Source organism: Paenibacillus sp. N119s, from assembly GCF_059447605.1.
The window spans coordinates 1-24140 of record NZ_JCAJRU010000049.1; the positions used below are offsets into that span (position 1 = coordinate 1).

At 45.8% G+C, this 24140-nt stretch carries 27 protein-coding genes, 2 rRNA genes and 1 riboswitch; of the genes, 3 read left to right on the plus strand and 26 right to left on the minus strand.

All coding sequences use genetic code 11. The features are described from left to right. Positions 1 to 104 precede the first annotated feature (104 nt). Positions 105 to 305: a hypothetical protein gene (locus tag AC5V8P_RS08380; protein WP_063208345.1), complete on the plus strand. Its 201-nt coding sequence runs from the start codon at positions 105 to 107 to the stop codon at positions 303 to 305. A gap of 69 nt (positions 306 to 374) precedes the next feature. Here AC5V8P_RS08380 and AC5V8P_RS08385 read toward each other — a convergent pair whose 3' ends face one another. The 13 genes from AC5V8P_RS08385 to AC5V8P_RS08445 all read right to left on the minus strand — a co-directional run bounded on the left by AC5V8P_RS08385 (position 375) and on the right by AC5V8P_RS08445 (position 12957). After that, entirely contained in the window at positions 375 to 1328 is a 954-nt protein-coding gene (locus AC5V8P_RS08385; protein WP_010349537.1) for a ribose-phosphate diphosphokinase, read from the minus strand. A 59-nt stretch (positions 1329 to 1387) separates the two neighbouring features. Then, a complete protein-coding gene (gene glmU, locus AC5V8P_RS08390; protein WP_081276727.1) occupies positions 1388 to 2785 on the minus strand; it encodes a bifunctional UDP-N-acetylglucosamine diphosphorylase/glucosamine-1-phosphate N-acetyltransferase GlmU in 1398 nt (465 codons plus the stop codon). A gap of 345 nt (positions 2786 to 3130) precedes the next feature. Beyond that, entirely contained in the window at positions 3131 to 3418 is a 288-nt protein-coding gene (spoVG, locus tag AC5V8P_RS08395; protein ID WP_007428016.1) for a septation regulator SpoVG, read from the minus strand. Between the two features lie 163 nt (positions 3419 to 3581). After that, the gene (gene purR, locus AC5V8P_RS08400) at positions 3582 to 4421 is read right to left on the minus strand and encodes a pur operon repressor (RefSeq protein WP_063208341.1); all 840 of its coding nucleotides are present in this window, start codon (positions 4419 to 4421) and stop codon (positions 3582 to 3584) included. Between the two features lie 181 nt (positions 4422 to 4602). Continuing rightward, positions 4603 to 5457, minus strand: coding sequence for a 4-(cytidine 5'-diphospho)-2-C-methyl-D-erythritol kinase (gene ispE / locus AC5V8P_RS08405; protein ID WP_063208339.1), 855 nt, complete (start codon positions 5455 to 5457; stop codon positions 4603 to 4605). A gap of 144 nt (positions 5458 to 5601) precedes the next feature. Next, the gene (locus AC5V8P_RS08410; RefSeq protein ID WP_063208337.1) at positions 5602 to 5781 is read right to left on the minus strand and encodes a small, acid-soluble spore protein, alpha/beta type; all 180 of its coding nucleotides are present in this window, start codon (positions 5779 to 5781) and stop codon (positions 5602 to 5604) included. A gap of 158 nt (positions 5782 to 5939) precedes the next feature. After that, on the minus strand, positions 5940 to 6221 hold the full coding sequence (veg, locus tag AC5V8P_RS08415) for a biofilm formation stimulator Veg (RefSeq protein WP_063208335.1): 282 nt from the start codon (positions 6219 to 6221) through the stop codon (positions 5940 to 5942). A 199-nt stretch (positions 6222 to 6420) separates the two neighbouring features. After that, positions 6421 to 7317, minus strand: coding sequence for a sporulation peptidase YabG (gene yabG, locus AC5V8P_RS08420; protein WP_064795720.1), 897 nt, complete (start codon positions 7315 to 7317; stop codon positions 6421 to 6423). A gap of 55 nt (positions 7318 to 7372) precedes the next feature. After that, positions 7373 to 8257, minus strand: coding sequence for a 16S rRNA (adenine(1518)-N(6)/adenine(1519)-N(6))-dimethyltransferase RsmA (gene rsmA, locus AC5V8P_RS08425; protein ID WP_063208333.1), 885 nt, complete (start codon positions 8255 to 8257; stop codon positions 7373 to 7375). Between the two features lie 7 nt (positions 8258 to 8264). Then, positions 8265 to 8810, minus strand: coding sequence for a ribonuclease M5 (rnmV, locus tag AC5V8P_RS08430; RefSeq protein ID WP_063208331.1), 546 nt, complete (start codon positions 8808 to 8810; stop codon positions 8265 to 8267). A 146-nt stretch (positions 8811 to 8956) separates the two neighbouring features. Further along, positions 8957 to 10108 (minus strand): resuscitation-promoting factor, encoded by a 1152-nt coding sequence (locus AC5V8P_RS08435; RefSeq protein ID WP_064795721.1) that lies wholly within the window; start codon positions 10106 to 10108, stop codon positions 8957 to 8959. Between the two features lie 271 nt (positions 10109 to 10379). Next, a riboswitch (cyclic di-AMP (ydaO/yuaA leader) is annotated at positions 10380 to 10660 on the minus strand. A 200-nt stretch (positions 10661 to 10860) separates the two neighbouring features. Next, positions 10861 to 11631, minus strand: a complete 771-nt coding sequence (locus AC5V8P_RS08440) for a TatD family hydrolase (protein ID WP_081276728.1) — start codon at positions 11629 to 11631, stop codon at positions 10861 to 10863. 42 nt (positions 11632 to 11673) lie between these two features. Further along, complete coding sequence (locus AC5V8P_RS08445; RefSeq protein ID WP_064795722.1) at positions 11674 to 12957, minus strand: HD domain-containing protein; 1284 nt, start codon at positions 12955 to 12957, stop codon at positions 11674 to 11676. 330 nt (positions 12958 to 13287) lie between these two features. Here AC5V8P_RS08445 and AC5V8P_RS08450 point away from each other — a divergent pair, with 330 nt between their 5' ends. Beyond that, complete coding sequence (locus tag AC5V8P_RS08450; protein WP_007428005.1) at positions 13288 to 13542, plus strand: AbrB/MazE/SpoVT family DNA-binding domain-containing protein; 255 nt, start codon at positions 13288 to 13290, stop codon at positions 13540 to 13542. Positions 13543 to 13666: 124 nt separating this feature from the next. Here the strand turns inward: AC5V8P_RS08450 and rsmI are convergent, their stop codons facing one another. The 10 genes from rsmI to AC5V8P_RS08500 form a co-directional block, all read right to left on the minus strand. Then, a complete protein-coding gene (rsmI, locus tag AC5V8P_RS08455) occupies positions 13667 to 14548 on the minus strand; it encodes a 16S rRNA (cytidine(1402)-2'-O)-methyltransferase (protein ID WP_063208323.1) in 882 nt (293 codons plus the stop codon). Continuing rightward, positions 14545 to 15303, minus strand: a complete 759-nt coding sequence (locus AC5V8P_RS08460; RefSeq protein ID WP_064795723.1) for a tRNA1(Val) (adenine(37)-N6)-methyltransferase — start codon at positions 15301 to 15303, stop codon at positions 14545 to 14547. The genes rsmI and AC5V8P_RS08460 overlap by 4 nt, the downstream gene beginning before the upstream one ends. An 89-nt stretch (positions 15304 to 15392) precedes the next feature. Beyond that, entirely contained in the window at positions 15393 to 15767 is a 375-nt protein-coding gene (yabA, locus tag AC5V8P_RS08465) for a DNA replication initiation control protein YabA (RefSeq protein WP_063208319.1), read from the minus strand. A 27-nt stretch (positions 15768 to 15794) separates the two neighbouring features. Then, complete coding sequence (locus AC5V8P_RS08470; protein ID WP_063208318.1) at positions 15795 to 16595, minus strand: PSP1 domain-containing protein; 801 nt, start codon at positions 16593 to 16595, stop codon at positions 15795 to 15797. Positions 16596 to 16733: 138 nt separating this feature from the next. Next, entirely contained in the window at positions 16734 to 17729 is a 996-nt protein-coding gene (holB, locus tag AC5V8P_RS08475; RefSeq protein WP_064795724.1) for a DNA polymerase III subunit delta', read from the minus strand. Positions 17730 to 17978: 249 nt separating this feature from the next. Beyond that, positions 17979 to 18422 (minus strand): YaaR family protein, encoded by a 444-nt coding sequence (locus tag AC5V8P_RS08480; RefSeq protein ID WP_063208314.1) that lies wholly within the window; start codon positions 18420 to 18422, stop codon positions 17979 to 17981. 200 nt (positions 18423 to 18622) lie between these two features. Further along, a complete protein-coding gene (gene darA / locus AC5V8P_RS08485; protein WP_007427998.1) occupies positions 18623 to 18952 on the minus strand; it encodes a cyclic di-AMP receptor DarA in 330 nt (109 codons plus the stop codon). Between the two features lie 73 nt (positions 18953 to 19025). After that, positions 19026 to 19673, minus strand: coding sequence for a dTMP kinase (gene tmk, locus AC5V8P_RS08490; RefSeq protein WP_064795725.1), 648 nt, complete (start codon positions 19671 to 19673; stop codon positions 19026 to 19028). Between the two features lie 103 nt (positions 19674 to 19776). Next, positions 19777 to 21360, minus strand: a complete 1584-nt coding sequence (locus AC5V8P_RS08495; RefSeq protein ID WP_064795726.1) for an aminotransferase class I/II-fold pyridoxal phosphate-dependent enzyme — start codon at positions 21358 to 21360, stop codon at positions 19777 to 19779. A 143-nt stretch (positions 21361 to 21503) separates the two neighbouring features. After that, entirely contained in the window at positions 21504 to 21689 is a 186-nt protein-coding gene (locus tag AC5V8P_RS08500; protein WP_013368656.1) for a sigma factor G inhibitor Gin, read from the minus strand. Between the two features lie 398 nt (positions 21690 to 22087). On the opposite strand from AC5V8P_RS08500, the gene AC5V8P_RS08505 reads away from it, so the two are divergent. Continuing rightward, on the plus strand, positions 22088 to 22615 hold the full coding sequence (locus AC5V8P_RS08505) for a hypothetical protein (protein WP_063208426.1): 528 nt from the start codon (positions 22088 to 22090) through the stop codon (positions 22613 to 22615). Between the two features lie 372 nt (positions 22616 to 22987). Here the strand turns inward: AC5V8P_RS08505 and AC5V8P_RS08510 are convergent, their stop codons facing one another. From AC5V8P_RS08510 to AC5V8P_RS08520, 3 genes are all read right to left on the minus strand, one after another. Next, entirely contained in the window at positions 22988 to 23407 is a 420-nt protein-coding gene (locus tag AC5V8P_RS08510) for a hypothetical protein (protein ID WP_064795727.1), read from the minus strand. Positions 23408 to 23645: 238 nt separating this feature from the next. Then, positions 23646 to 23762, minus strand: a 5S ribosomal RNA gene (gene rrf, locus AC5V8P_RS08515). Positions 23763 to 23915: 153 nt separating this feature from the next. Then, positions 23916 to 24140, minus strand: a 23S ribosomal RNA gene (locus AC5V8P_RS08520); the annotation flags it as partial.

The window sequence follows — 24140 nt, forward strand, 5'->3', positions numbered from 1 at the left end:
GGGTTGCCCAATCCTACAATCCACTTCATTAACCTTGACACCCTCTTTCGAAGTCTTGATTTTTTGGTAAAATAGTTGTATTGAACAGGAAGGTGCGTGCCGATATGCTCAATCAAGGTGATATCCTCTTATATGACAGCCATTTTCTATATCATTTAAAACATTCCGTTCCTGTCCAAATTTATGACGGGAATGAACATGTCCAAATTGGCATCATTGCACGTTTTAATGAGCATTTCGTCGAAATAGAGGACACACTATACAATCGTCAACGCTTTACATTCATATCTCGCCCAGGCTTTTAGCCTGACATGCTGATAGGGGTTACCTTTTCCACATGGAAAAAGCAACCCCTTTTTTAAATGAGCCAGCGCTTATTCGATTTCAAACAGTTTGCTGATCGACAATTCTTCATGCACACGGATGATGGCTTCTCCCATTAATGGAGCCACAGACAGTACCTTCAGCTTGCTTGTCGGATTTGGGTGAACGATCGGGATTGTATCCGTCACAACCACCTCTTTTAATGGCGAATTCTCCAGTCTTTCCATCGCAGGACCAGACAGCACGGCATGTGTACAACATGCATACACATCTTTTACGCCGCCTTCTTTAAGTGCATTTGCACCCAATACAATCGTTCCGGCTGTATCAATGATATCATCAATTAAAATAGCCGTTTTCCCCTCAATGTTCCCGATGATATTCATCACTTCACTGACATTTGGCTCTGGACGACGCTTATCAATAATAGCGAGCGGCGCACTCAGGAAGTCTGCCAGCTTGCGCGCACGAACCACCCCGCCATGATCGGGTGAAACGACAATCGGGTTCTCAATTTGCTTGGAACGGAAATATTGGGCCAGAATTGGCGCTCCCAGCATATGATCGACTGGAATATCGAAGAATCCCTGAATCTGCATCGCATGCAAATCCATACTGATTACGCGGTGAGCCCCCGCCTTTTCAATCAGGTTAGCAACAAGCTTCGCTGTGATCGGATCACGTGAACGAGCCTTACGATCCTGGCGAGCATAACCGTAATATGGCATAACAACATTGATACTTTTGGCAGAAGCGCGTTTAAGTGCATCAATCATAACCAATAATTCCATCAAGTTGTCATTAACTGGCAGACAAGTGGACTGTACGACATACACATGGCAGCCGCGAACACTTTCCGACAGCTTAACCTGAATTTCACCGTCACTAAACGATGTGGTATGGGATTCCCCCATTGGGATTCCGATGTAGTCCGCAATCTGGTGGGCTAACTTCGGATTGGAGTTACAAGTAAATATTTTGAGTTTGGAATCGCAATAAGTCATTAATAGAAACCCTCCGTGCTGGTTCATTCATTACAGATTCAACAGCTTGCTGATTAAGGTCATTCCGATCTTTTTTTCTTCGCTTTGGCGCGCGCGCGGATCTTGTCCGCATATCCGGCTTTGTTCTCTTGACGTGGTCTGGCAATGGCCAGGTCGTTATCAGGGACGGCATGTGTTACAGTGGAGCCTGCGACAACATAAGCACCTTTTCCAATCTTAATCGGGGCGATCAGATTCACATTGCTGCCAATAAAGGCATCGTCTTCAATTTCTGTAATGGATTTATTATATCCATCATAATTGACCGTTATTGCCCCGCAGCCAATATTTACGTTTGTACCCACCTTGGCATCACCGACATAGCTCAGATGAGACACTTTGGAATGATCTCCAATGGTCGCATTTTTTACCTCTACAAAATCACCAATCTTCACATGTTCGCCAAGCTTCGCACCTGGACGCAGGTAAGCAAACGGCCCTACAGATGTACTGCTACCCACTTCCGCTTCGTTCAACACCGAATGTTTCACTGTTGCTCCTGAGTGGATAATCGTATTTTGAATCTCTGCCTGCGGACCAATCACACAATCTTCACCGATTTGTGTTTGACCATGCAGCCATGTGTTCGGGTACAATACTGTATCGGAACCAATGACAACATCACTCCCGATGTAGGTTGAAGACGGATCAATGACAGTGACACCATTCAGCATATGTTTGCGAACGATGCGCTCGCGCATATAACCTTCAGCAACCGACAAAGCAACTCTGTCGTTTACACCGATAGATTCCGACACGTCATCTGTCAAATACGCCTCAACCTGCTCACCTTCGCCATGCAGAATACCAATGACATCTGTCAGGTAGTATTCTTGCTGCGCATTGGTATTCGTCACCTTGTCCAGCGCTGCAAATAACTTGGCATTGTCAAAGCAATAGGTGCCTGTGTTAATCTCACGGACAGCATCTTCCTCTGATGAACAATCCTTCTGTTCCACAATCTTAAGCACAGCCCCAGAAGTATCACGAATAACTCGTCCATATCCTTTGGGGTCGTCCAACTCAGCGGTCAGAATCGTCGCAGCCGCTCCGCGGCTTTCGTGCAGTTGCACCAAACCTTCCAGCGTTTCTGCTGTGATCAACGGGGTGTCCCCGCAAATGACAATTGTGGTGCCCTGTTCCTGACCCAGCAGATCCTTGGCTTGCTTGACAGCATGGCCCGTTCCCAGTTGCTCTGCCTGAAGCGCATATTCTGCCGACGGTCCCAGATAAGACTGTACCGCCTCTGCACCGTGACCCACGACGACTACACTTCGGGATACACCGATTTCACGAACCGTGTCAAGCACATGTCCGACCATCGGTTTTCCGCACACCGGATGCAGAACTTTATATAATTTGGATTTCATACGTTTTCCCTGCCCTGCGGCAAGAATGACTGCCAACCTTTCCAACAAGTCCAACCTCCTATCCTGAAAATAACAGTTACCCCTTGGCTAAAACGTTAATTCCCAGATCAGATTTTGCTTAACTTTTCACAATCCTCCTGAAAAATAACGGCGAACCTTTGGTTAATGGCTATTTTTTCAGGCCAGCTTGTGCTGGACGTTCATCCCCGGGACGCATCGCTGCCCAGTCCCTGTCTTATGAAAAAGCCGCTTCGGCAGCCCGGATGGCTCCAAGTTGCCTTAAAACTGACTGTTAACTCACTAAAGAATATATCTCATTCCAGGCAAAAAGAAAAGAGAGCCACAGTTAGTGGCTCTCTTTTTCTTTTGTACCCCAATCCTGATTTAGGCGAATTAAGCGCCTTCTTCAATAGCAACTTCTTCATCCACAGCTGCACGTTCGTACTCAGTCAATACAGCGGCTTGAATCTTTTCACGAGTTCCTGAGGATATCGGGTGAGCGATATCGCGAAACTCTCCGTCAGGGGTCCGTTTGCTTGGCATAGCTACGAACATCCCGTTATTACCGTCGATAACTCGGATGTCATGAACAACAAACTCGTTATCAATTGTAATGGATGCAATCGCCTTCATTCTGCCTTCTGAGTTCACTCGGCGGAGTCTAACATCCGTAATCTGCATGTGTGTTTCACCACCTTTTTCCAAATAGGACTTGGTGTATACATTCCACACAGCATTTCGAATTCCTTCTTTTTTTGGACAATTCGTATCCTAAATTCAGGTAATTTTTTTGAAAAGATTTCTTTTCGACATATTTAGGTATTTTATGATGAATTGTGACAATTTACTGCTCTGTTAACTCATCAAAATAATTCCCTAGCTTGACTGTAATTTGCTTGCTTCGAGAATCGACTGCGGTCAGGTTTGCCAGTGAAATATAATCGTGCAACAGGCGCTCTTCATTCTCCACCTCGCCCGACTCTACCAGTACACCGACACCCGCTACCTCAGCATCAAACTCAGCTAACAAATCGACCATTCCTTGTATCGTGCCGCCAGCCTTCATAAAGTCATCTACAATGAGCACACGTGATTTCTCACGCATCGCACGTCTGGATAAAGACATGGTATGCAGGCTCTTTTGTGATCCAGAAACATAATTAATACTTACAGCTGAGCCTTCTGTCACCTGATGGTCACGCCGTACAAGCACGACTGGCAAATTAAGCTGTGCTCCGGTTGCATATGCAAGCGGAATGCCCTTGGTCTCCACGGTCATAACTACATCAATCTGACGATCGGCAAAAGCGGTCGCAAATATTTTACCCGCTTCGTTCATCATTGCTGGTTGGCCCAGCAAATCGGACAGATACAAGTAACCTCCTGGCAATATGCGATCAGGCTGCTCCAGTTGCGCGCACAAGTCATTCGCAAACGCGAGCGCATGCTGCTTGGAGAGCCTTGGAATCAGCTTGACGCCCCCTGCTGCTCCCGCCAGTGTCAGAAGCTCGCCAGTACCCTCATCCTCAAATACTTCTTTGATAATAGCTAGATCTTCGCTTATAGACGACTTAGCTGCCCCATATCGATCTGCAAAATGAGTAAGAGGCACCAATGTATGCGGCCGTGACAACAAAAACTGCGTCATTTCCACCAATCGTGAGCTTCTTTTAAGTTTTTTCACAACAATTCCTCGCGATCTATTTTCCTGCCGCCCGCTTCGTACAATAAAGCACCGGCGGACTGGCCGGTTGCTGGCGGAATGTAAGTGATATAGTAAAATCCGAATATTTAATAGTAAATATATCATCTTCGTACGTATTTGTACAACAATTGCCACTATAATATGAAAAAAATAATTAAAATCAGGTCAAAAGTCGTACTGCGTATACATCTTTGCAAAAACCTCTTAGTCCGTTATAGATGCGTGGTACTTTGGCTTCCTTAGACACCAGTCCGAATACGGTAGGTCCACTGCCTGACATCAGCACGCCATCCGCACCCAAACGGATCATGGAGTTTTTAAGATGCTCCACTTCCGGATACAGCTTTAATGTCACATCCTCCAGTACATTCCCCAGAGCGTTGCATACATCGGTAAAAGAAGCGTTGCGAATCGCCTGCTCCATCTGCCGGGCAGACGGGTGGTGTGTAATCTGATCCGCTTTGACACGACCATACACTTCAGCAGTCGATACATTGATCGGCGGCTTGGCAAGGATCACCCAGCATTGTGGTGGATTTGGCAGCGGCTGGAGCAGCTCTCCGCGTCCGCTCGCTAAAGCCGTACCCCCTGTAATACAGAAAGGTACATCTGAACCCAGTTCAGCACCCAGCACCCGTAATTCCGCATCCGAGATACCAAGTTTCCACAGCTTGTTCAATCCACGCAATGCTGCGGCAGCATCACTGCTTCCGCCTGCTAACCCTGCCGCCACCGGAATATGCTTATCCAGATGAATATGGACGCCTGTAGACACGTTATAACGTTCTTTGATCAGACGCGCAGCCTGAAAAGCCAAGTTCTTTTCATCCAACGGTATGTACCCAGCTTGACTTGAAATAATAATCGTATCACGCGGTAACTCGGACATCGTCAATCGGTCCGATAGATCGACCATCGTCATAATCATTTCAACCTCGTGATAACCATCGTCTCGCTTACGTAGAACATCAAGCATTAAATTAATTTTCGCCGGTGCTTTTTCATATATTTTCAAGGCGTTCACCCACCTTCAACTTTTCCCTCAAGACAGCTTAACATATTATATCAGACTCAGCCTGTCAAGTCATGAGGTTCAAAAAAGCGGAGATGCCCTGGTTTGACCCCGGATATCCCCGCTTTTTATCAGCACCACCGATGGCTACGATTTGCGAGAAGCCGCCTGCTCTGCGAGTTGAATGGCCCGCTTGACCATATTGCCTGCATCCTTGGCTTTGATGCCTCCCCAGCCCTCTTCCTTGACCGTGTCGTAAAACCCAAGATCCTTGGCCAGTTCGTACTTTAGCTCTTCCGACATGATACTCCGTCTTCTTCGGCTCATGCTACGCCTCCTTCGGCAATGGAATAAGGAAGATCATTCCCGCCTTAGTATGTGCAGAGATGTCATGCTTCATGCTACTTTGTATATACAAAACGACCCCGCCATTAAGAATGACGAGGTCGCCGTTAAACCTGCAAAGCTGGTATAAATCACGTAAATTAAGGTGCTTCAAAGTATTCGACTACGCTTGTATGCGAGTCGGGATCATATACACTAACTTCTACCGACTCGGTAAGAATGTCAGCATAACTATAGGAGACACGTTTAAACGTCTGTTGCTCCTGATCCAGCTTGACAATAAAAACAGAAGGGTACGTTTCTTCCAAGACACCAGTTCGTTCGACGGTCTTACGGCGCCCGCCGTTAGCCCGCAGCAAAATTTTTTGCCCTACATGTGCGTCGAGACTGCGTTTGATTTCCAACAGCGTATTTTTAGCCATTGCCTAACGACCACCTCTTTCCTTGTCCATTATAACGAATTTTAGAGGGATTGTCAAATCAAGCTAAATATTATAACAACACGAAAAATAAGTTGTCAATTTAATTTTTTGCGAACAGGAATAATATACATAAAAAATGACAAAAAGCCTCTAAAAAGAGGCTTTCGTTCAGATAAATCCACACAGGCACATTTGAATCTCAGATTGCTGAAGGCGTTACTTTTAGCGTTGATAAATTTTCAAGCTTTGGCAAACCGATGCGGTAGCTTCCCCTTGTTTCGATTCCACCCACTCCGCGGCTGCCACTGATAGTCTGGTGAAACAAGTCTCCCATATTGACCGTTTCACGGATCGATGTAAAAGCGGCCTTGGCAGCCACGTAAACGGGGTCTAGAGCGTGAATCAGGATACGCCCCGGTGAGCTGGCAAAGTTGGCTCCTGCACGTAGCAGCGCTTCAAAATGGGACTGGCACGCCCCTGCTACAATTGTCAGTGAATCCAGATGACGTTCATATTGTCTGGCTACCTGAATCGCTGCCACAAAATTTTGCGAATTTTTATAGCTTTTCAAGTTATACAAATCGTAAGGCTGTGGTTGCTTCAACACACCATCATGTCCGGTGATGACTACAATATCAGGACGAATGCGGGGAAGCAGTCGGTATAACGTATCCGCCATTGCCGATTCGTGAACGTGATGTCCCTCTGCGGGAACACGAAGTTGTTCATATAAGCTGAGACATTTTCTTAAATAGCCGGGATCTCCATCCAGATGAAGAACCTTTCCTGGCATTTCGAAATACGTTGACTCCACCGGATCACTCCACTCTCCAATCAGAGCCGCCTGACTACGGGCAGCCTGCTGCTGGCGTGCCCGTTGCAAAAGATTAAGAGACTCCCCAGCCTTGATGTGGGCCTGTTGAGTCTTACCGCTAATCTGGTCTGCAGGCACTCTGACCAGATCGTTCACCGGGGAATCAGCCAGTAGCCGAAATTCCGTCCCCTTAATGATCGCTTTATCCCGCTGGATGTCTTCAACGCGAAACGTGACATCACCGCCGTACGATTTCCGAACGACCAAGTCTCCTAAACTCATCACACTGTATCACCCCTCCTATATCGTATGGGTGAATGCACAGTTTGGTTCCAGTTTAGGATATTCCGGCTTCCAACAGCACGGCGCTGAGACGCGCAAATTCCTCGATACTCAGCGTTTCGCCTCGTCGGGAAGGTTCAATACCAGCTTGTTGCAAAAGCGGCTCCAGCGTGTCTCTGTTCTCTTTGGTGAAGAAGCGGCTTTTTAAATTATTGGAAATCGTTTTACGACGCTGGGCAAACGCGGCATGAACCACTTCAAAGAAATGCTTCTCGTCGACCACTTCTACCGGAGGAACTTCTCGTACACGCAACCGAATAACTGCCGATTCAACGTTCGGCTGAGGAATAAATACGGTATTCGGCACCGTGCAGACTAACTCAGGCTCGCTGTAATATTGCACGGCTATGCTCAAGCTTCCGTAATCCTTTGTACCAGGAGACGCAGCCATACGCTCAGCTACCTCCTTTTGAATCATAACGACGATATTCTCCAGAGGAAGCTTGTCCTCTAGCAACCGCATCAGAATCGGTGTGGTGACGTAATATGGAAGATTAGCCACGACACTCACTTTACTCACGTCTGCAAAATCGGCTGCAAACACCTCACGCAGATCCAGCTTCAACACGTCTCCGTGACGAACCTTTACATGCTCGTAAGGGGCTAGCACCTCTTCAAGAATGGGCAGCAGTCGCTGATCAATCTCGACAGCAGTAACCACCTTAGCAGATTGCGCCAATTTCTCGGTCAAAGCTCCAATCCCTGGACCGATTTCAAGGGCGCCTTTCGTATCATCCAATCCGGCAGCATTTACAATCTTGCTCAGAATATTTTGATCAATCAGGAAGTTTTGTCCCAAGCTTTTTTTGAACGAAAAACCGTGCCTTTGAATAATTTCCTTCGTACGCCGCGGTGTTGCTATATCTTGAATCCCTGTCATACGGATATCACAATCCTTCACTTTCAATTTGTGCCAGCGCACTGGCAAATTCCTCACGGCTGATCTGAAACACAGAGAGCCGTTTATGTAGCTGCTTTCCGTTACAATAGCCAATACCCAGTATATTCCCCAAGGCCATTCGGCGTGCAGCAGCATTTGGGTGAGTGATAAGTCCAGCGTCAATCAAGTCTGCCCATTCAATCAGTGGTTCGGCGTCCTCTACTGTCGTATGTACCCGCGCGAGGGCATGTCTGATGGCTTCTGGCGAGGCATTCTCCACACCAATATCCCCTTTGCGCGTCGCCTCTGCCTCAGGTATAAAAGCCTGCTTGCAGCCCGGGACCTTGGAGGCAATGATTTTACGGATACGTTCCCCTGCATGATCGGGGTCAGTTAAAATAATGACCCCCCGCCGTTCCTGGGCCAATGCAATTTTGCGCAGCGTCATTTTATTAATAGCTGAACCGCCAGTTTCTATCGTATCTGCCTCGACAGCACGGCGAATGGCTACCGTGTCATCCCGGCCTTCTACCACGATCACTTCCTTGATCATCTTCATTTACCTCCACTGCTACACAGCAACATATATTTATCTTTCCCTGCTTTTGAAAACAAAATAAGAAGAGGATATCCTCTTCTTAGCATGGCATAACTATGTTGTTAATACTATCGCATTGCCCTCAACATACACAACCTGTTTTAGTTGATTTCTGGCTTTACAGGTCCGATCACATATACGGTTTTACCGTGCTTGCGACCAAATTGGTTAGCCCGGCTCAAACTCTCATAATACACATCGATTTTGTGGCCTTTAATGGCGCCACCGGTATCCTCCGCACGGCGGAAGCCCACCCCTTCAATATACACCCACCAGCCGATTGGAATTACACTCGGATCGACAGCGATGGTACGTCCTTCCGTAACACGCGTGCCGGAGGCCGTACGTGTACCGATACCTGACTCCTGTGAGGAGTACGCCGTCATGGAGACGTTTTGTAAAACCTTGCTATATTTAAAATTAATACCTGCTTTACGGACAGCATTGCCCGAACTTACCGTTGTCGCCTTAACCGCATCTCTAGGGCCAACGGAAGCAGCCAGAACGACCGGTTTTTTCTTCGTTCCTACTGCGATTACCTTATCCACGCGATTCTGTGTGACTTCCTTGTTGATCAGCTGTTTGGATACCAGCTTTCCATCATGGTATACCTTTTGAACATGCTGAACTACCACACCCGATTTGCCACTTTGAATGACTCGATTATCGCCTTTATAGAGACTTGGATCGGCCGTTTTGATGACTTGATAAGGCACCTGTTTTTTCTGTGCAACCTGCTGTTTCTTCACACGGACGATTTTTATGTCCATGTTAGCCGAAACAGAGGCATCCAATGCAGGATAAACTTTATCGATTGATGATAATTTATAGCCCGATGTGCGAATCGCACCCTCTACTGTATTTTCTGTTGTGTACAGCTTTTTCGTCTCATTGCCTGAGGACACTCTAACCTGATTGGCACGTTTAATAACTACGCGGTCCCCATCCTGTACTGCTCCGTTAAGCGGCATGGATATTGTATCATGCGGCTGAAGTGAAATAGAATGCTCATTGAGCAAATCTTGGAGCTTGGATTCCCGGGTTTCTACCGCAGATGCCTTACCATCGATGACAAAAAAGACTTGTTTTTTAGATTGCGTGTACATCAGAATTGAAATCATAATCGTTAGTGCGATTAGAAAAATAGCAACCAAAACCGCCTGGCGCACATTCTCTTGCTTCCAACGCAATACGTAAGACATGCTGGATGAGCGTGACTCATGGGTGGTCTCCCCTTTTCGGAAAATGCCCATTTCCTCCGTCCTCCTTACATAGCCCGCCGTCTGGAGTAAGACATAGTTGATCGTTGACGTGACTATAACAGATTTTCTACAAGACAAGCCCGTACTGCGACTGTCCTGCACCATGTACCCGTCTTCGCGGCATGCTGTCCTCCCCTGTTTAACCACAGTATGATGACAGATTTTCTTTTATTCACAACAAAAAAAGCCAAAGAAAGAGACTAGAGAGCTCTTTCGTGGCTTCCGACATGTGTGAATATGCGGGAAAACTCATGCACGAGTTGGCTTCTCTCTTGTTACGCTTACGGGGTTAGCTGTCGGGTTCGGACGTAGAGAGTCGCCCTAGCTTAGGTCAACCGCTCATGGCGGTCGCCTTCACATTCACCCCGAAGACCCAGAAAGAAATCGAAATACGGCTTCTCTACCTGTTCAATCCCATCCAGGATTTGAATTTCGGTCGAGCCGGCTGCTGAAGAGACATTCTCTCCTGCACATACGCCGGACGTACTGTAAGCCATATCGGTTCCCCCGTTCCCTGTAAAAGGGACTCAGCGAGACTGGTTCATGAAATGATTTGTTGATGTTTACACTCAACAACAATTCACTGAAAAGATGATATCCTGTTTGCATGCATGTTGTAAAGCAGGTTTCAAGTACATTTTTTAAAAAATTCGGTTAAAAGTTTGTAATATTCCTGAGTTTACTGCAACAAAATCATAATTAGCTCCGTCTAACTCTTTATTTTGATTGTTTTCTTCGCTTTTTCACTTAATGTCAAATCGTTCCAAGGCATTTTGGGTAGTAATGGATACCAATTCCTCCACCGTAATTCCCTTAATTTGGGCGGCTGCCTCTGCCACCAGTCTCACATGTGCTGACTCATTTCGTTTCCCGCGAAACGGATGGGGTGTCAGGTAAGGTGAGTCCGTTTCAATAAGCAGACGGTCCAGCGGAACCTGGGCCAGCACCTCTTTTGGCTGCTTGGCATTTTTGAACGTTATAGGCCCGCCGAATGAAAGGTGGAAACCCATATCCAGCACCATTTTGGCTGTCTCCCAGCTCCCTGAAAAGGAGTGCATAACCCCGCCAATCTCGCTCGCCTTTTCCTCCCGTAAAATCCTCACAATATCTTCATGTGCATCTCGATTATGGATAACAATTGGCATGTTGAGCTCACGTGCCAGGCCAATTTGATTTCGAAGTACCTGCTGCTGCACATCCTTTGGTGATGTATCCCAATAATAATCCAGACCGATCTCTCCGATCGCTACAACCTTTTTATGACTGCATAACGATGCAATCCATTCTAAATCCCCTTCCTGCATTGTAATAGCATCCTGCGGATGCCATCCAACGGCCGCATAAATAAAATCATACGTCTCAGCTAGCTTCATGGTGGATGGAATGGTCTCACGATTAAATCCGATATTAATCATCCGTGTTACTCCTGATTCGACAGCACGTGCTATAACTTCTTCACGATCCTCGTCAAATTGTGGTGCATCCAAGTGAGTATGAGTGTCGAATAAATCCAAGGTTTTCATCTCCTCTTTTTACTTACATTTCTATATATTTGTCTATTGTTTGACAAAATAATTACTTATTTCGGAAGGAAGCCTGTCTTTTACCCCGTTCAGTTTATTCTGGGGAAAATACATATGATATTTCCCTCGGTGAATACCACTTATTGAACGTACGATTTCCGAAACTTCAGATATTTCCCGCACCTCGCCCTGACGTCCGAGCAGCAAAATCTGATTGTCCGTTGAACCGCCCTGTCGAAACACATCATAAGGAAGATCTGTCGGAAAATCAATTTCAAGATCATACTCCGGGTCCAATCCAGCCTTTTCCAAAGCCTCTCGAATATGGTTAACGGTATCTGTATCCATATTTTCAATCTCTACATATTTATACAATCTACGGTCCATAAACCGACTGCTCAAATCACTTAAAATTTCGTCCTTTTCTCGTTTCCATTGGCTAAACACTGTCTGAATCAAAGACTCATCGAGCATCAAATACTGCTCCACGGTAAGCTCTCCTTTGAACAGATCAGGCAGCGGATCAAGCAGAAAACCAAATTCATATCCGTTTTTGAACAATTCCTTTGCTCTCTTGAAAATTTTACGTAACAGGATTTCCGAGCTGCGTGTTACAGGATGGAAATAAATTTGCCAGTACATCTGATAGCGTGACATTAGATAATCTTCGACTGCATGCATCCCCGACTCCTTCACAACAATTCGCCCATTATGCGGACGCAGCAGACGTAAAATACGATCCAAATCAATCGTCCCGTAGTTAACACCTGTCGAATGAGCATCCCGCAACAAATAATCCATACGGTCAGCATCCAGCGGACTTGTTACCAGATTGACTACGATCGGCTTATCATACGTTTTGGCTATAACCGCAGCCACTTGTTGTGGCAGCTTCTTATCGACTTGCCGTAGCACTGCGTTGATCTTCGTGTCGCCCAGTACGATGCGACATGTCCAATCCTCGTGGTTCATATGAAAGGCTTCTTCAATCGAATGAGAAAAGGGCCCATGCCCCACATCGTGCAACAGAGCGGCACACAGAGCGACCAGTCTCTCTTCCTTCGGCCAGTCGGGGAAATCTCCACGTTCAAATTGAGAAATAATACGTCTGGTAATCTCGTATACGCCCAATGAGTGTGAAAACCGGCTGTGCTCGGCTCCATGAAACGTAAGGTAAGATGTGCCTAACTGGCGAATACGCCGTAAACGTTGAAACTCCGGTGTATTGATCAACCGCCATATCACTGTATCCTGAACATGGATGTAATTATGTACCGGGTCCTTAAAAACCTTTTCTTCACTGAGTGGCTGGTGCAAGATATCAACTCCTTTAATATTCGGAATAATGGATTAAAATACAATAAAATCCTAAACGCTCTCTCTTATTCGACATTGTTTGTCGTATTTTGTCGAATTATCACTTTTCGACATTTCCAAATCGACAATAAGGCAAATCATCCGTAAAATAAGGTAAGGTACATGGATAAAGCTCTTTGTTCTAAATACTTTTGCATAATTAGGCTGTTACTACTTTTTTTAGGTTGACTGTTTTGGGAATCGTTGGTATAGTAAATATCAGAAAAGAGAAAATTTTGTCGAATCATGACACTTATATTATTTTAAACGGCGAGAGGAGCCTGATTTATTATGATGAAATCCACTGGTATTGTAAGAAAAGTTGACGAGCTCGGACGTGTAGTTATTCCAATCGAATTGCGCCGTACCCTGGGAATCGGAGAGAAAGACGCTTTGGAAATTTACGTTGATGGTGAGCGCATCATGCTTAAAAAATACGAGCCTGCTTGCATCTTCTGCGGCAATGCTGAGAACGTAATTTACTTCAAAGGGAAAATTGTTTGCCAAGATTGCATTTCTGAAATCCCAACACCTGTGACAAACTGAGAATTTTAGTATATAATAGACTTATCAGAGATTGTTAATTCTAACCTTTTTCATATATACTCCTTGTTGCCTTCCACGGTTTGAACCCAACCGTTGGAAGGCCCTTTTTTGTTTAGACACGTACTCATAAGAGTGCGTTGTACACATCCCTCTTGGAAATTGAACGGTCTGTGGCTGTACGCTTCATGGCATCCTTGCGGGTAAGCCCCTCTGACTCGTAATGCGCGACATGAGATTCCAAAGATAAGTCTTGCCACCATGCCTGACGCTCCTGTTCCTCTTCTGCTTCGTTTTTCCCCTCAACAACCAGACAGTATTCACCAATCGGCGGGTTTTCCTCTAGTTTTGCAAGACACTGCTCCACCGTTCCCCGCACCCATTCCTCATGCAGCTTGGTCAGTTCACGGGCAAGCACCACTTTGCGTGATCCTAATGTTTCTTTTAATACCGTCAACGTCTTAACAATTCGATGAGGCGATTCATAAAAAAGAATCGTGCCATGGGATACCTGAAATGATTGCAACAACTTTTCCAAATCCTTTTTTTCCCTTGGTGGAAAACCAGCGAAGGTAAACCTCTCCGTATCCAGGCCTGAAGCGATTAAAGCTGATAGTGCCGCATTTGCTCCAGGGATAGGAATAACGCTGATGTCTGCTTCAAGTGCCAGCTTGACCAGATCCGAACCGGGATCGGAAATGGCTGGTAGACCAGCATCGCTAACCAGCGCCAAATTTTTTCCTTCTATTATATAACGTATCAGCTCAGGCCCACTGGCAGCCTTATTATGTTCATGGTAACTGAAGAGCATTTCCGGCGTGATGTCGAAATGTGTGAGCAGTTTGCGTGTTTGCCGTGTATCCTCGGCAGCGATAATACTGCATGACTTTAGAGTGTTAATCGCCCTAAAGGTCATATCGTCCAGATTGCCAATGGGTGTGGCAACGAGGTATAACTTTCCCCGTTCCTCCTCACGGTTACTAAAGCTTTTTTGTACAGCTGCCGTCACACGGAATCCCCCTTGCTGACTTCTCCATAGATTTCTCTTATTTCCTGAGTATAGTTCCTATCTTCCTGATATACAATGAGTGGGGGTAACAGACGAACCTCCGGTTTGCCGTCACGCATTGCTTCAACAAGCACCATATTTGCTTCCATATGAACCCGTGGGTGAACAAAACGTATCCGCTTGGGCTCCAAATTATAATTGCGCATCAAGGTTATAATCTCACCTAGCCGCTGTGGGCGATGAACCATTGATACTTTCCCTCCATTACGGACAAGCTGAGTACATGCCTGAATGACTTCTTCCAGTGTACAGTTCACCTCATGGCGGGCAATGGCCTGATGAGGATTCAGCTTGATATCGCTACCATTTAGCGGCATGTAGGGAGGATTCACAGTAATCGCATCATACACGCCATGTCCCGTAATTTGAACCAGCTCGCGCAGGTCTCCTTCCCGGATCTGAATCGCTTCTTCTAATCCGTTCAAACTGACACTCCGCCTAGCCATATCTGCCAAGCGTGGTTGAATCTCAATTCCTTCAATAGATGCTTTGGTGCGTGTCGTCAACAGTAGGGGAACAACCCCGTTACCTGTGCACAGATCCAGAATCCTCCCACGCTGATACGGAATACCAGCAAATCGTGCCAGCAAGACTGCATCCATCGAAAAGCTGAACACTTCATCACTTTGGATAATACGCAGATTATGTGAAAGCAGATCATCAATTCGTTCAGACTTCTTTTCATTTTCGTACATAATGTTCTCCTGTCCTATAACTAAAATCGCATTTTTACTCATACTTTCTTACAAAAAAGCCGTAGGCATCTTACTCCTACGGCTTGTTTTTATTTATTCAAAAATGACAGACAGAAGAGGCAATCGCCTTCCGTTCGCAAATGTCCGTAATACACGTTGCATATATGAAATCCTTCATGATACAGCCTTGCCAGATTGTCGTAGCCTTCGCCCACGACCTCACCCGTCTCCTCTTCATCCTTAACGACGATCGGAGGAGAAGCCTTCGGCTTACTTGCCGTCTTTTCTTCTCCAGAGGCTTCACGTTTGAGCATCTTGCGCACCTGTTCGTTTTCAATCGTTAGTCGTTGATTTTCCTCCAGCAGCTCTTTTACTGCCAGTTTCAATTCACCCAGATCGCTATGCAACTGTCCCATTTGGGTTTCCATTTCGTGAATACGCGCAAAAACATTTAATTTATCCAAGTTTCCACCCCGAAGCAACCTAATGGTTTACTTGACGACTACATCGTCCATTGGAAGTTCCTTGACCTTACTGATCTCAAACAGTTGAACATGTACCGTACGATGGCCTGCATTGATCCCTACGACTTTACCTTCTCCCAGAGAGGTGATAACCATCTTGCCTACCTGAGGTAGCTCTTCTCGCATGCTTTCGTAGTTATCATGTTCAAATTTGAGGCAGCACATCAATCTTCCGCACAACCCGGAAATCTTCGTCGGATTCAGCGACAAGCTCTGATCCTTCGCCATCTTAATAGATACCGGGTCAAAATCTCCCAGCCATGAGGAACAACACAGAATACGTCCGCAAGGTCCGATTCCACCAAGCATTTTAGCCTCATCCCGTACTCCGATCTGCCGCAGCTCAATTCGTGTACGAAAAATGCTGGCCAAATCCTTTACAAGCTCTCGAAAATCAACCCGACCCTCTGCCGTAAAATAAAAAATGATCTTATTGCGGTCAAATGTAAATTCCACATCTACCAGCTTCATTTTAAGGTTATGGTCTTTAATTTTATTTAAACACGTACCGAACGCATCCTTGGCCGCCAATTTATTCTCTTCTACAACAAGAGCGTCATCATCTCCGGCAATACGAATGACTTTTTTTAAGGGTAGGACAACATCTGAATCATTTACTTCTTTTTTGCCCACCACAACCTTGCCATATTCAATCCCGCGTGCGGTCTCTACTATGACGCAGTTTTCTTTCTCCACTGGAAGATCCAGCGGATCAAAATAATAAGTCTTGCCCGCCTTCTTGAAACGGACACCCACTACACTATACAAAAATTAACCCCCTTGTATGCCACTAAACCTCATTTGTAGCCGACATTGTACGAATGGCCGCAATTGAAGTCTCACTGTCGCACAAACCGGGAACCTGGCGTCGCGGATTGTGCAGAGTGGAACAAGCGCGCCTTTCTGTTAGCCGGTGATAGAACCGCTTGTATCGGACAACCCAATCAGAAGCTGCTCCACGCATAATTGTCCGTTGACGTGAAAACGGAGCTTCTTTCTGCAATTCGCGGCCAAATCCATATAAGAGACCCATTGTTCCGTGCTGCGGGTGATTGCCAATTTGGAGACGGACTCCAAATGATCTATGAAAACAATGCTTTCGTGCCTTCCGTAACGGAAATGAAGCATATCTTTGAACCACAAATGAAACAGATGAAACAGAATATCCAGGTGTTCAGAAAGTCCAGTTTTAAAAATCTTCTGTTGAGCCAGAATAATCGACGAACTCCCCCGGCTCATGGACTCCTTCACTAATTGTAACACTACGTTTCTAATTTCTGCAAACCAATTCTGCTGGAGAATTTCTCTACATGATTCCAGTCCTGAAGCCATATGAACCACTGACCGGACAAGCCCTGCCGTATAGCCTTCCCCAATTAACACCTGCATCATCACTTCTGGCTGTAAAGCGTGGAAAGGTACCTGCTGTGTCCGCGATTGAATTGTAGGCAGCAATGCCTGTCCATTTTCAGAAATGAGTATACCGACCACAGGAACCTGCGGCTCCTCCAAAAATTTAAGCAGGCTATTAGCAGCTTGCACTGTCATGGTATCCGCCTGCCGAATGATATATACCTTCGGATTGGAGCTTTCGGATTTATATGAAAATATCCGTTGAAGACCGCGAATCTGATCAATTTTAATCGTTGCCCCCTCGGGCCCTACAATGTGCAAATCCGGATGATTCCCGTGTTCTACCTTGCGGCATGACAAGCACTCCCCACATGCATCATCCGTCTGCCGCTCACAAAATAAAGCCTTGGCAAAGGTCTGTGCCATGTTCATCTGCCCGCTTCCCTGCGGCCCGCTAAAAACATATGCATGGCTGACTGTCTGATTCCGCAATGCACTTTGCAGCATTTTTTTGGCTACATCCTGTCCCAATATATGTTGGAAAGACATGTTCCCTCTCTTTCTCCACTGAAAACAACGATGAACCATCAGCTAATCGTTGTTTTCCTGGGCGAGTTTGTTGCTATTCCGATGATTTCACCTTCAAATCATGATTCTTCAGTATAACTATACTGCTGGTTGCATATTACGTCTGCCCACATGCATGTAGTCAAAAATAATCTGCCAGCATGATCAGCAAGCAGATTATTCCATCGTGGCAACAGCCCGTCTGTATTCATTTATAACCTAAGACTGCCTTTAAAATGAAAGATTAATCAGCAAGCCTCTAATCTCACCGACTCCTTGTAAAAGCTCAATCTTCCCTTGCTCCGTTTCGAGCAGCTCATCTGCCATTTTGAGCAATATGTCATCCACTTCATCAATCAGCTTATAACGCTTACTACGTCCCCGACGATCCCAGCCCTTTGTGTCCTTCATAGACACACCTCGCCGAACTGTATCTTCCAGAAACCGTTTGACCAGCATCTTATAGGCCTTCAACTCACGAATCGTCATTGAGCGAGCAAGCCGGTCTCCCTGCATTTGGATTTCCTTAAAGCGCCGGTTCAATTCCTCCTTCGAAGCCTGTTCCCCATTTTGCTGCATAACATCGGAGAAACTTTTCGGCTGAATTGGCTTGGCACTCGTTTCATTTGTAGACAATGTACTGTGTAAAGGGCGGTAGCCCGGATTTATTTTCATATAAACCTGCTTTCTCCCCGGACGCCTTGCATTTATCCTCTTCACGAACAGTTCAATAGAGAACTCAGGAGCTCTTCGGCTTTTCCGGGGGCTGCGCTGTGGCGCTGCCGTATTAGTGGACCTACCCCTCATTCCCATCATATGGTGAGAAATGGGTATTTCCCCTATCTTATCGGCAGAATAGGTTCTATTGTGAAGCTTCAGAAATGCTCGAAACGGTCTACAGGCATCACGAAAACGGTCGCTCCACCCACCTGCACTTCAACAGGTAACGGCAGATAGGAGTCCGTCGTCCCACTCATAGGGGTAACGGGTGTGACCAGCTGTTCACGTACCTTGCAACTGCTGCGAATGACATTCATCAACGAGTCTACCTGATTGTCATCGACACCAATCATAAATGTCGTATTGCCTGCACGCAGAAATCCTCCTGTACTGGCCAATTTGGTAGCACGGAAATTAGCCTTCACCAGTCCGCTGGATAATCTATTACTGTCCTTATCCTGTACAATCGCAATAATCAGCTTCATCCTGTATTCCTCCTTCAAGTCATACTAGGGACACCTTGTCCCTAGCTCAATTTTACCGTATATCCTTCGACAATTATACGGTAAAATTCTGAATAAACCGCTTTTTCAGCAAATCCCTCAATACTTGCTCTACCTGCTCCGGTGCAGGAGATGCATCCACAACCGTAATTCGTTCTGGGTATTTGCGAGCCAGCTCCAGATAAGCCTCTCGCACCTTATGATGGAATGATATGCTCTCCATATCAAGGCGATCCATTTCCTCTCCCCGTGACGCATTAATCCTTGCCAATCCTAATTCGGGTTCTATATCCAGGTAAAACGTGGCATCAGGCTCCCAATCATCTACCGCAAAGCGATTAATCGAAGCTACCTCTTCAATGCCAATTCCTCTTGCAAACCCCTGATAGACCAGACTACTGTCTACAAAACGATCACATAATACGATAGCTCCTTGTTCAATAGCCGGCTTCACCTTCTCCACCAAATGCTGGCGCCGCGCCGCCGCATATAAAAGCGCCTCTGTTCTGGCATCCATACTGGTATGTGCAGGGTCCAGAATGATAGAACGAATCTTTTCAGAAATTTCGATGCCGCCCGGTTCCCTCGTCGTAACGACTGGATATCCCTCTTCCTCCATAAACTTTGCTAGCCGTTGGATCATGGTTGTCTTACCGGAGCCGTCTCCCCCCTCCAGCGTAATAAAAATGCCTTTGCGATTCATGTTATTCCCTGCTTTCCTGCCTGAAAAATAAAAGTCACCTACAGGCTGCGTATGCTTCTTTTATCCAGTCTTCTGTATTTGTTCATTCTCTAGCATCTAATCTTTATTGTAAACGGAATACCCGAATTGTAAGCATACTTTCATCTGCTACCCCTTGCCATTTAGCTCCCAGCTCACGTAGACGGTTCATCCGCAGAGCAATCGCTTGCGTGACCGTTTCCCCCGCATATAGCAGCGGAATACCTGGAGGATATGGGATAATCATTTCAGCAGCTATCCTGCCGGCCGATTCCTCCACAGGCACGATCTCGATCTGATCCGGATGAATCGGTTGAAGCCCAAACTGCACTGGACTGGAGTAAGCCTTCATTTCATCATTGTTCCACGTGGAAAAATCTAATTCTAGTCTCTGCTGCTCTTTCCCTGCTAACTCCGGCTCACGAGCCGTCCCCTTAAATCTTATATCATTATTTATATGCACAAGAGCCTGCAACAGGTGACTCGCATCCCTAGCTGTAGAGCTTAATGTAAACAATAAAACAACATGCTTTTCGTCACTCATCTCCGGAATACATCCGTAAGTCTCCAGCTCACGTTTTAACCCAAAGCCATCTAGTACACCCCATGTATCATACAGCACCATTTTAAAAGGGTCCTGAGTTGAGTAACCGCTTCTCCTCTTCTTAGCACTATCCAAGGCCTCTGAGATCCCTTTCCGTGCTTTACACTCTTCATTTGCCTGCTGTGTAGGCTCTAGCAAGCGAAAGCGTGGAAGCTGCTCCAGCCCCTTTCTAAAGGCGTCTGCAGCCGCTAAGCCCTCAGTAAAAGCATCCGTGCCATAAGCATCGATATACCATCTTGCCAAATCCAGCGAGGCCATTAATGGATACGAAGGACTGGAGCTTTGCACCATAGCCAGCCGCTGACGGAGCAGTTCTCGATGAATTCTCGGTCCTTGAACATGTAACATAGCTCCCATAGTCATAGCAGAAAGCATTTTATGTGTCGATTGGACGACTACATCAGCCCCACAGGAAAGAGCAGAGACTGGCAGATGAGGATGTAGCCCATAATGAGCACCATGGGCTTCATCTACCATTAATGGCACATGGGCTGCGTGGCAGGCTTTAGCTGTAGCCGTCAGATCATGCCCCATCCCATAATAGTTGGGCAGCGTGAGTAACACTCCTTTAGCCAATGGATAGGCCTTAAGTGCAGCCTTGATCGTGTCTGTCGATGGAGCAACTGCTAGCCCGCTTAGTGTATCTATTTCCGGTTCTAAGAATACGGTCTTGGCCCCTGATAACATGAGACCGTTCAGAACAGATTTGTGTACATTTCTCTGTACCAGTAGTACATCTCCCGGCTCCGTACATACGGTTAAAATCATAGCCAAATTGCCAACCGTACTGCCTCCAATAAGCCAAAAGCTCTCTTCTGCACCAAAGCACTTCGCAGCCAGCTCCTGTCCTTCACGGATCACGTCTTCTGGGTGATGCAAATCATCCAGTCCGGTAATCTCCGTTGCATCAATAGACATCACCTCTTGCAACAGAGCTGCCAATTCCTCATGCCTATAGACTTGTCCATTCTTGTGACCAGGTACATGGAAAGAAGCATTTCCCTGAGATCTGTAACGTATTAGAGCTTCCACTAATGGTGCATGAACCGCCTTTTTCCCCATCATTCTGCAATCCTTCCAAACAAAGCTTTATATCTACCCTATTTTATCGTAAAATCAAGCGGAATCCTACTTTTACTCACAGAAAAAAAGGCCCGTATCGACAGACCTTAGATTGCAACCCTTCAAACACTAGCTAGCGAAGGTTATTATGCATTTTTCTGTACCCAAATTTGCTTTAGTTGGTCAATAAAAAAATGATATTTGGCATCAGTTGCATCCGTGTGCACCATTTCGGCTTCACACGTATCACAGATAAACTCGGAAACGATAAAAATGCCTTCATGTTTGTGTTGTCCGCATATGATGCAGCGGTGGTCACCTTGATCATGCATATCCATCCCACCTTGTTTCTTTTACTATTAGTATGGGTCACTTTCTACTATTTTAAACCTTTTCATAGCCCAGTTTGACGATACACCCTATATATATTCCTCTTGGGCTATTATGGTGTTTGTACCCCGTATGTTTAAAAAACAGCCGCATATGCCGATATAATAAGAAAAGCTTCTATGTCTGGATACCCTTTCATTGAAGCCTTGTGCTACTTCATCTGTGAAGGCTTTCCCCATAATTATAGAATAGATTAGCTAACACTAGATGACGTCGTTCTACACATTTATAAAAAAACAATTGATGCTTATTAAAGCGGCATGAGCGAAGTACCGTCCCTTTTTCCGGCTGTGGACGGGAAGCACTTGTGATGCAGCAGATTAATGAAAGGACTGTTCGCATGATAGAAGAAACCGGAACCAAAGCTACCTACTATCACTACAAGCTCATCAAGAAAATCAATATACCGCGTCAGCTGATATGGAGTCACCTCACACTGCCTGTTATTATGCTTCTCTTTTTGCTTCTGGCCTTTTCCTGGACGAGTGTATTTTTGTTTGCTCTTGCCTTTTTACTTACCTTATGGGTACACTTCGTAATTTCGCGATCTGTCCTATACATAGGTAAGGGGACAGCCTTTCGCAAACGCTGGACGTTTCATCGCAGGCTGCCATGGCTAGGCTATATGACAGACCAGTACATAGGCTATAGTATTTTTCGCCGTGTACACATACATACACTCTGGATTGGTATTTGCTTATCAGCCGTGTTCATTCTCTGGTCTCCACCAGCCTTTACCGTATCCCTACTCTTTTGGCACCTATGGCTCATTGCACCGCGTTTGTACGTCTTGGGTCGGCTTACAGGGGAGAGGAAAGACGGCATGTTGAAGTTCACTGATGAAGAAGCCTCCTACTATCAACAGTAAAAGTCAGTCCACTTAGTATCTGTACAGATCGGAACTTCAACTCATATATTCCCCCAACCATCAATTCAGCCTAAAACATAAAAAGGAGCAACCCCAGCCGGTTGCTCCTTTTCTTATATTTTATCCTCTATAATTGCTTTATTCTATGATTAAATAGGGTTTTACTTACAGTTCTACTTCATTATTATGTAGATAATTAGATCGATATACAAATATATAAAAGGAAGCCACTTTCTGCAAAAGGGCAGTTTCAAGTGCTTCCCCATCTTATCATTCATCATTATACACATAGCAAACAATACGCTATGAGTTAACTCTGACCCTACAATACATCTTATATTGCATACCTCTTTGAAGACCTTAACCTTAACCCTAATTAAGGTCTACACTTTTACTCTTCACAGCAGCTTTTTTGTCTTTTGGAACTAATACGGTAAAAGAACCATCATGCACTGACAAATGCACCATGTGTTTATTTTTCTGGAACACCTTCTGATTGGAAGTAGATAAACTCGGTTCCTCAGTCCAGCCCCAAGCTGCAATTTCCTCTAAATAAGGAGCAGGTAGACTATCGCTTTCCTTCAACGCTGGCAATGCATAGCGTACATAGTCCATGTCCGAATTGCTGCTGGCCCGATCGGTTTTACTAGCTTCTTTGGGAACCGGAAACGTCTTCTCATTAGCAGCGCCCTCAAACGATGTCCAAGAAGGCTCCTCCTCCACGCACCCGGTAAGAATCGCGACAGCGACACTCAATAGCACCAATAGAGCAAGCCATTTATTTCGCCGCATGATCTTCCCTCCTTACCAGCCTGATCTACTATACAAAATCCTATAATGGAGTTTGCATAATTCTGCAATATAGCAGCGTATGTGTATGGGATTCAATACCTATATTATACAGGGTTTGCTCTTACATTCCGTAACAAAAATGTTACCTTACTTTTGTAAGGATGTTTCTAAATTATACTTATATGCAAAAAAGAGGACCATAATCTCAATAAGATCATGGTCCTCTTTACTTGTTGTTGCTTGGCAACGTCCTACTCTCCCAGGACCCTGCGGTCCAAGTACCATCGGCGCTGGAGGGCTTAACGGTCGTGTTCGGGATGGGTACGTGTGGAACCCCTCCGCTATCGCCACCAAACATGAATTTGCACTGCAAATTCTTTCGTAGGGTTATTCGGTTCATCACAGATTGTGTGAATGAATAGCCTTACGCTTGTCGTATGTACTTCTACATACCTTCAAGGTGTTACACCCTGAAAACTGGATCCGAAACTTCCTTGCGTCTTATCTTTAGGATAAGCCCTCGACCGATTAGTATTGGTCAGCTCCATGCATTACTGCACTTCCACCCCCAACCTATCTACCTCGTCGTCTTCAAGGGGTCTTACGTATTGGGAAATCTCATCTTGAGGGGGGCTTCACGCTTAGATGCTTTCAGCGCTTATCCCTTCCGTACATAGCTACCCAGCGGTGCTCCTGGCGGAACAACTGGTACACCAGCGGTACGTCCATCCCG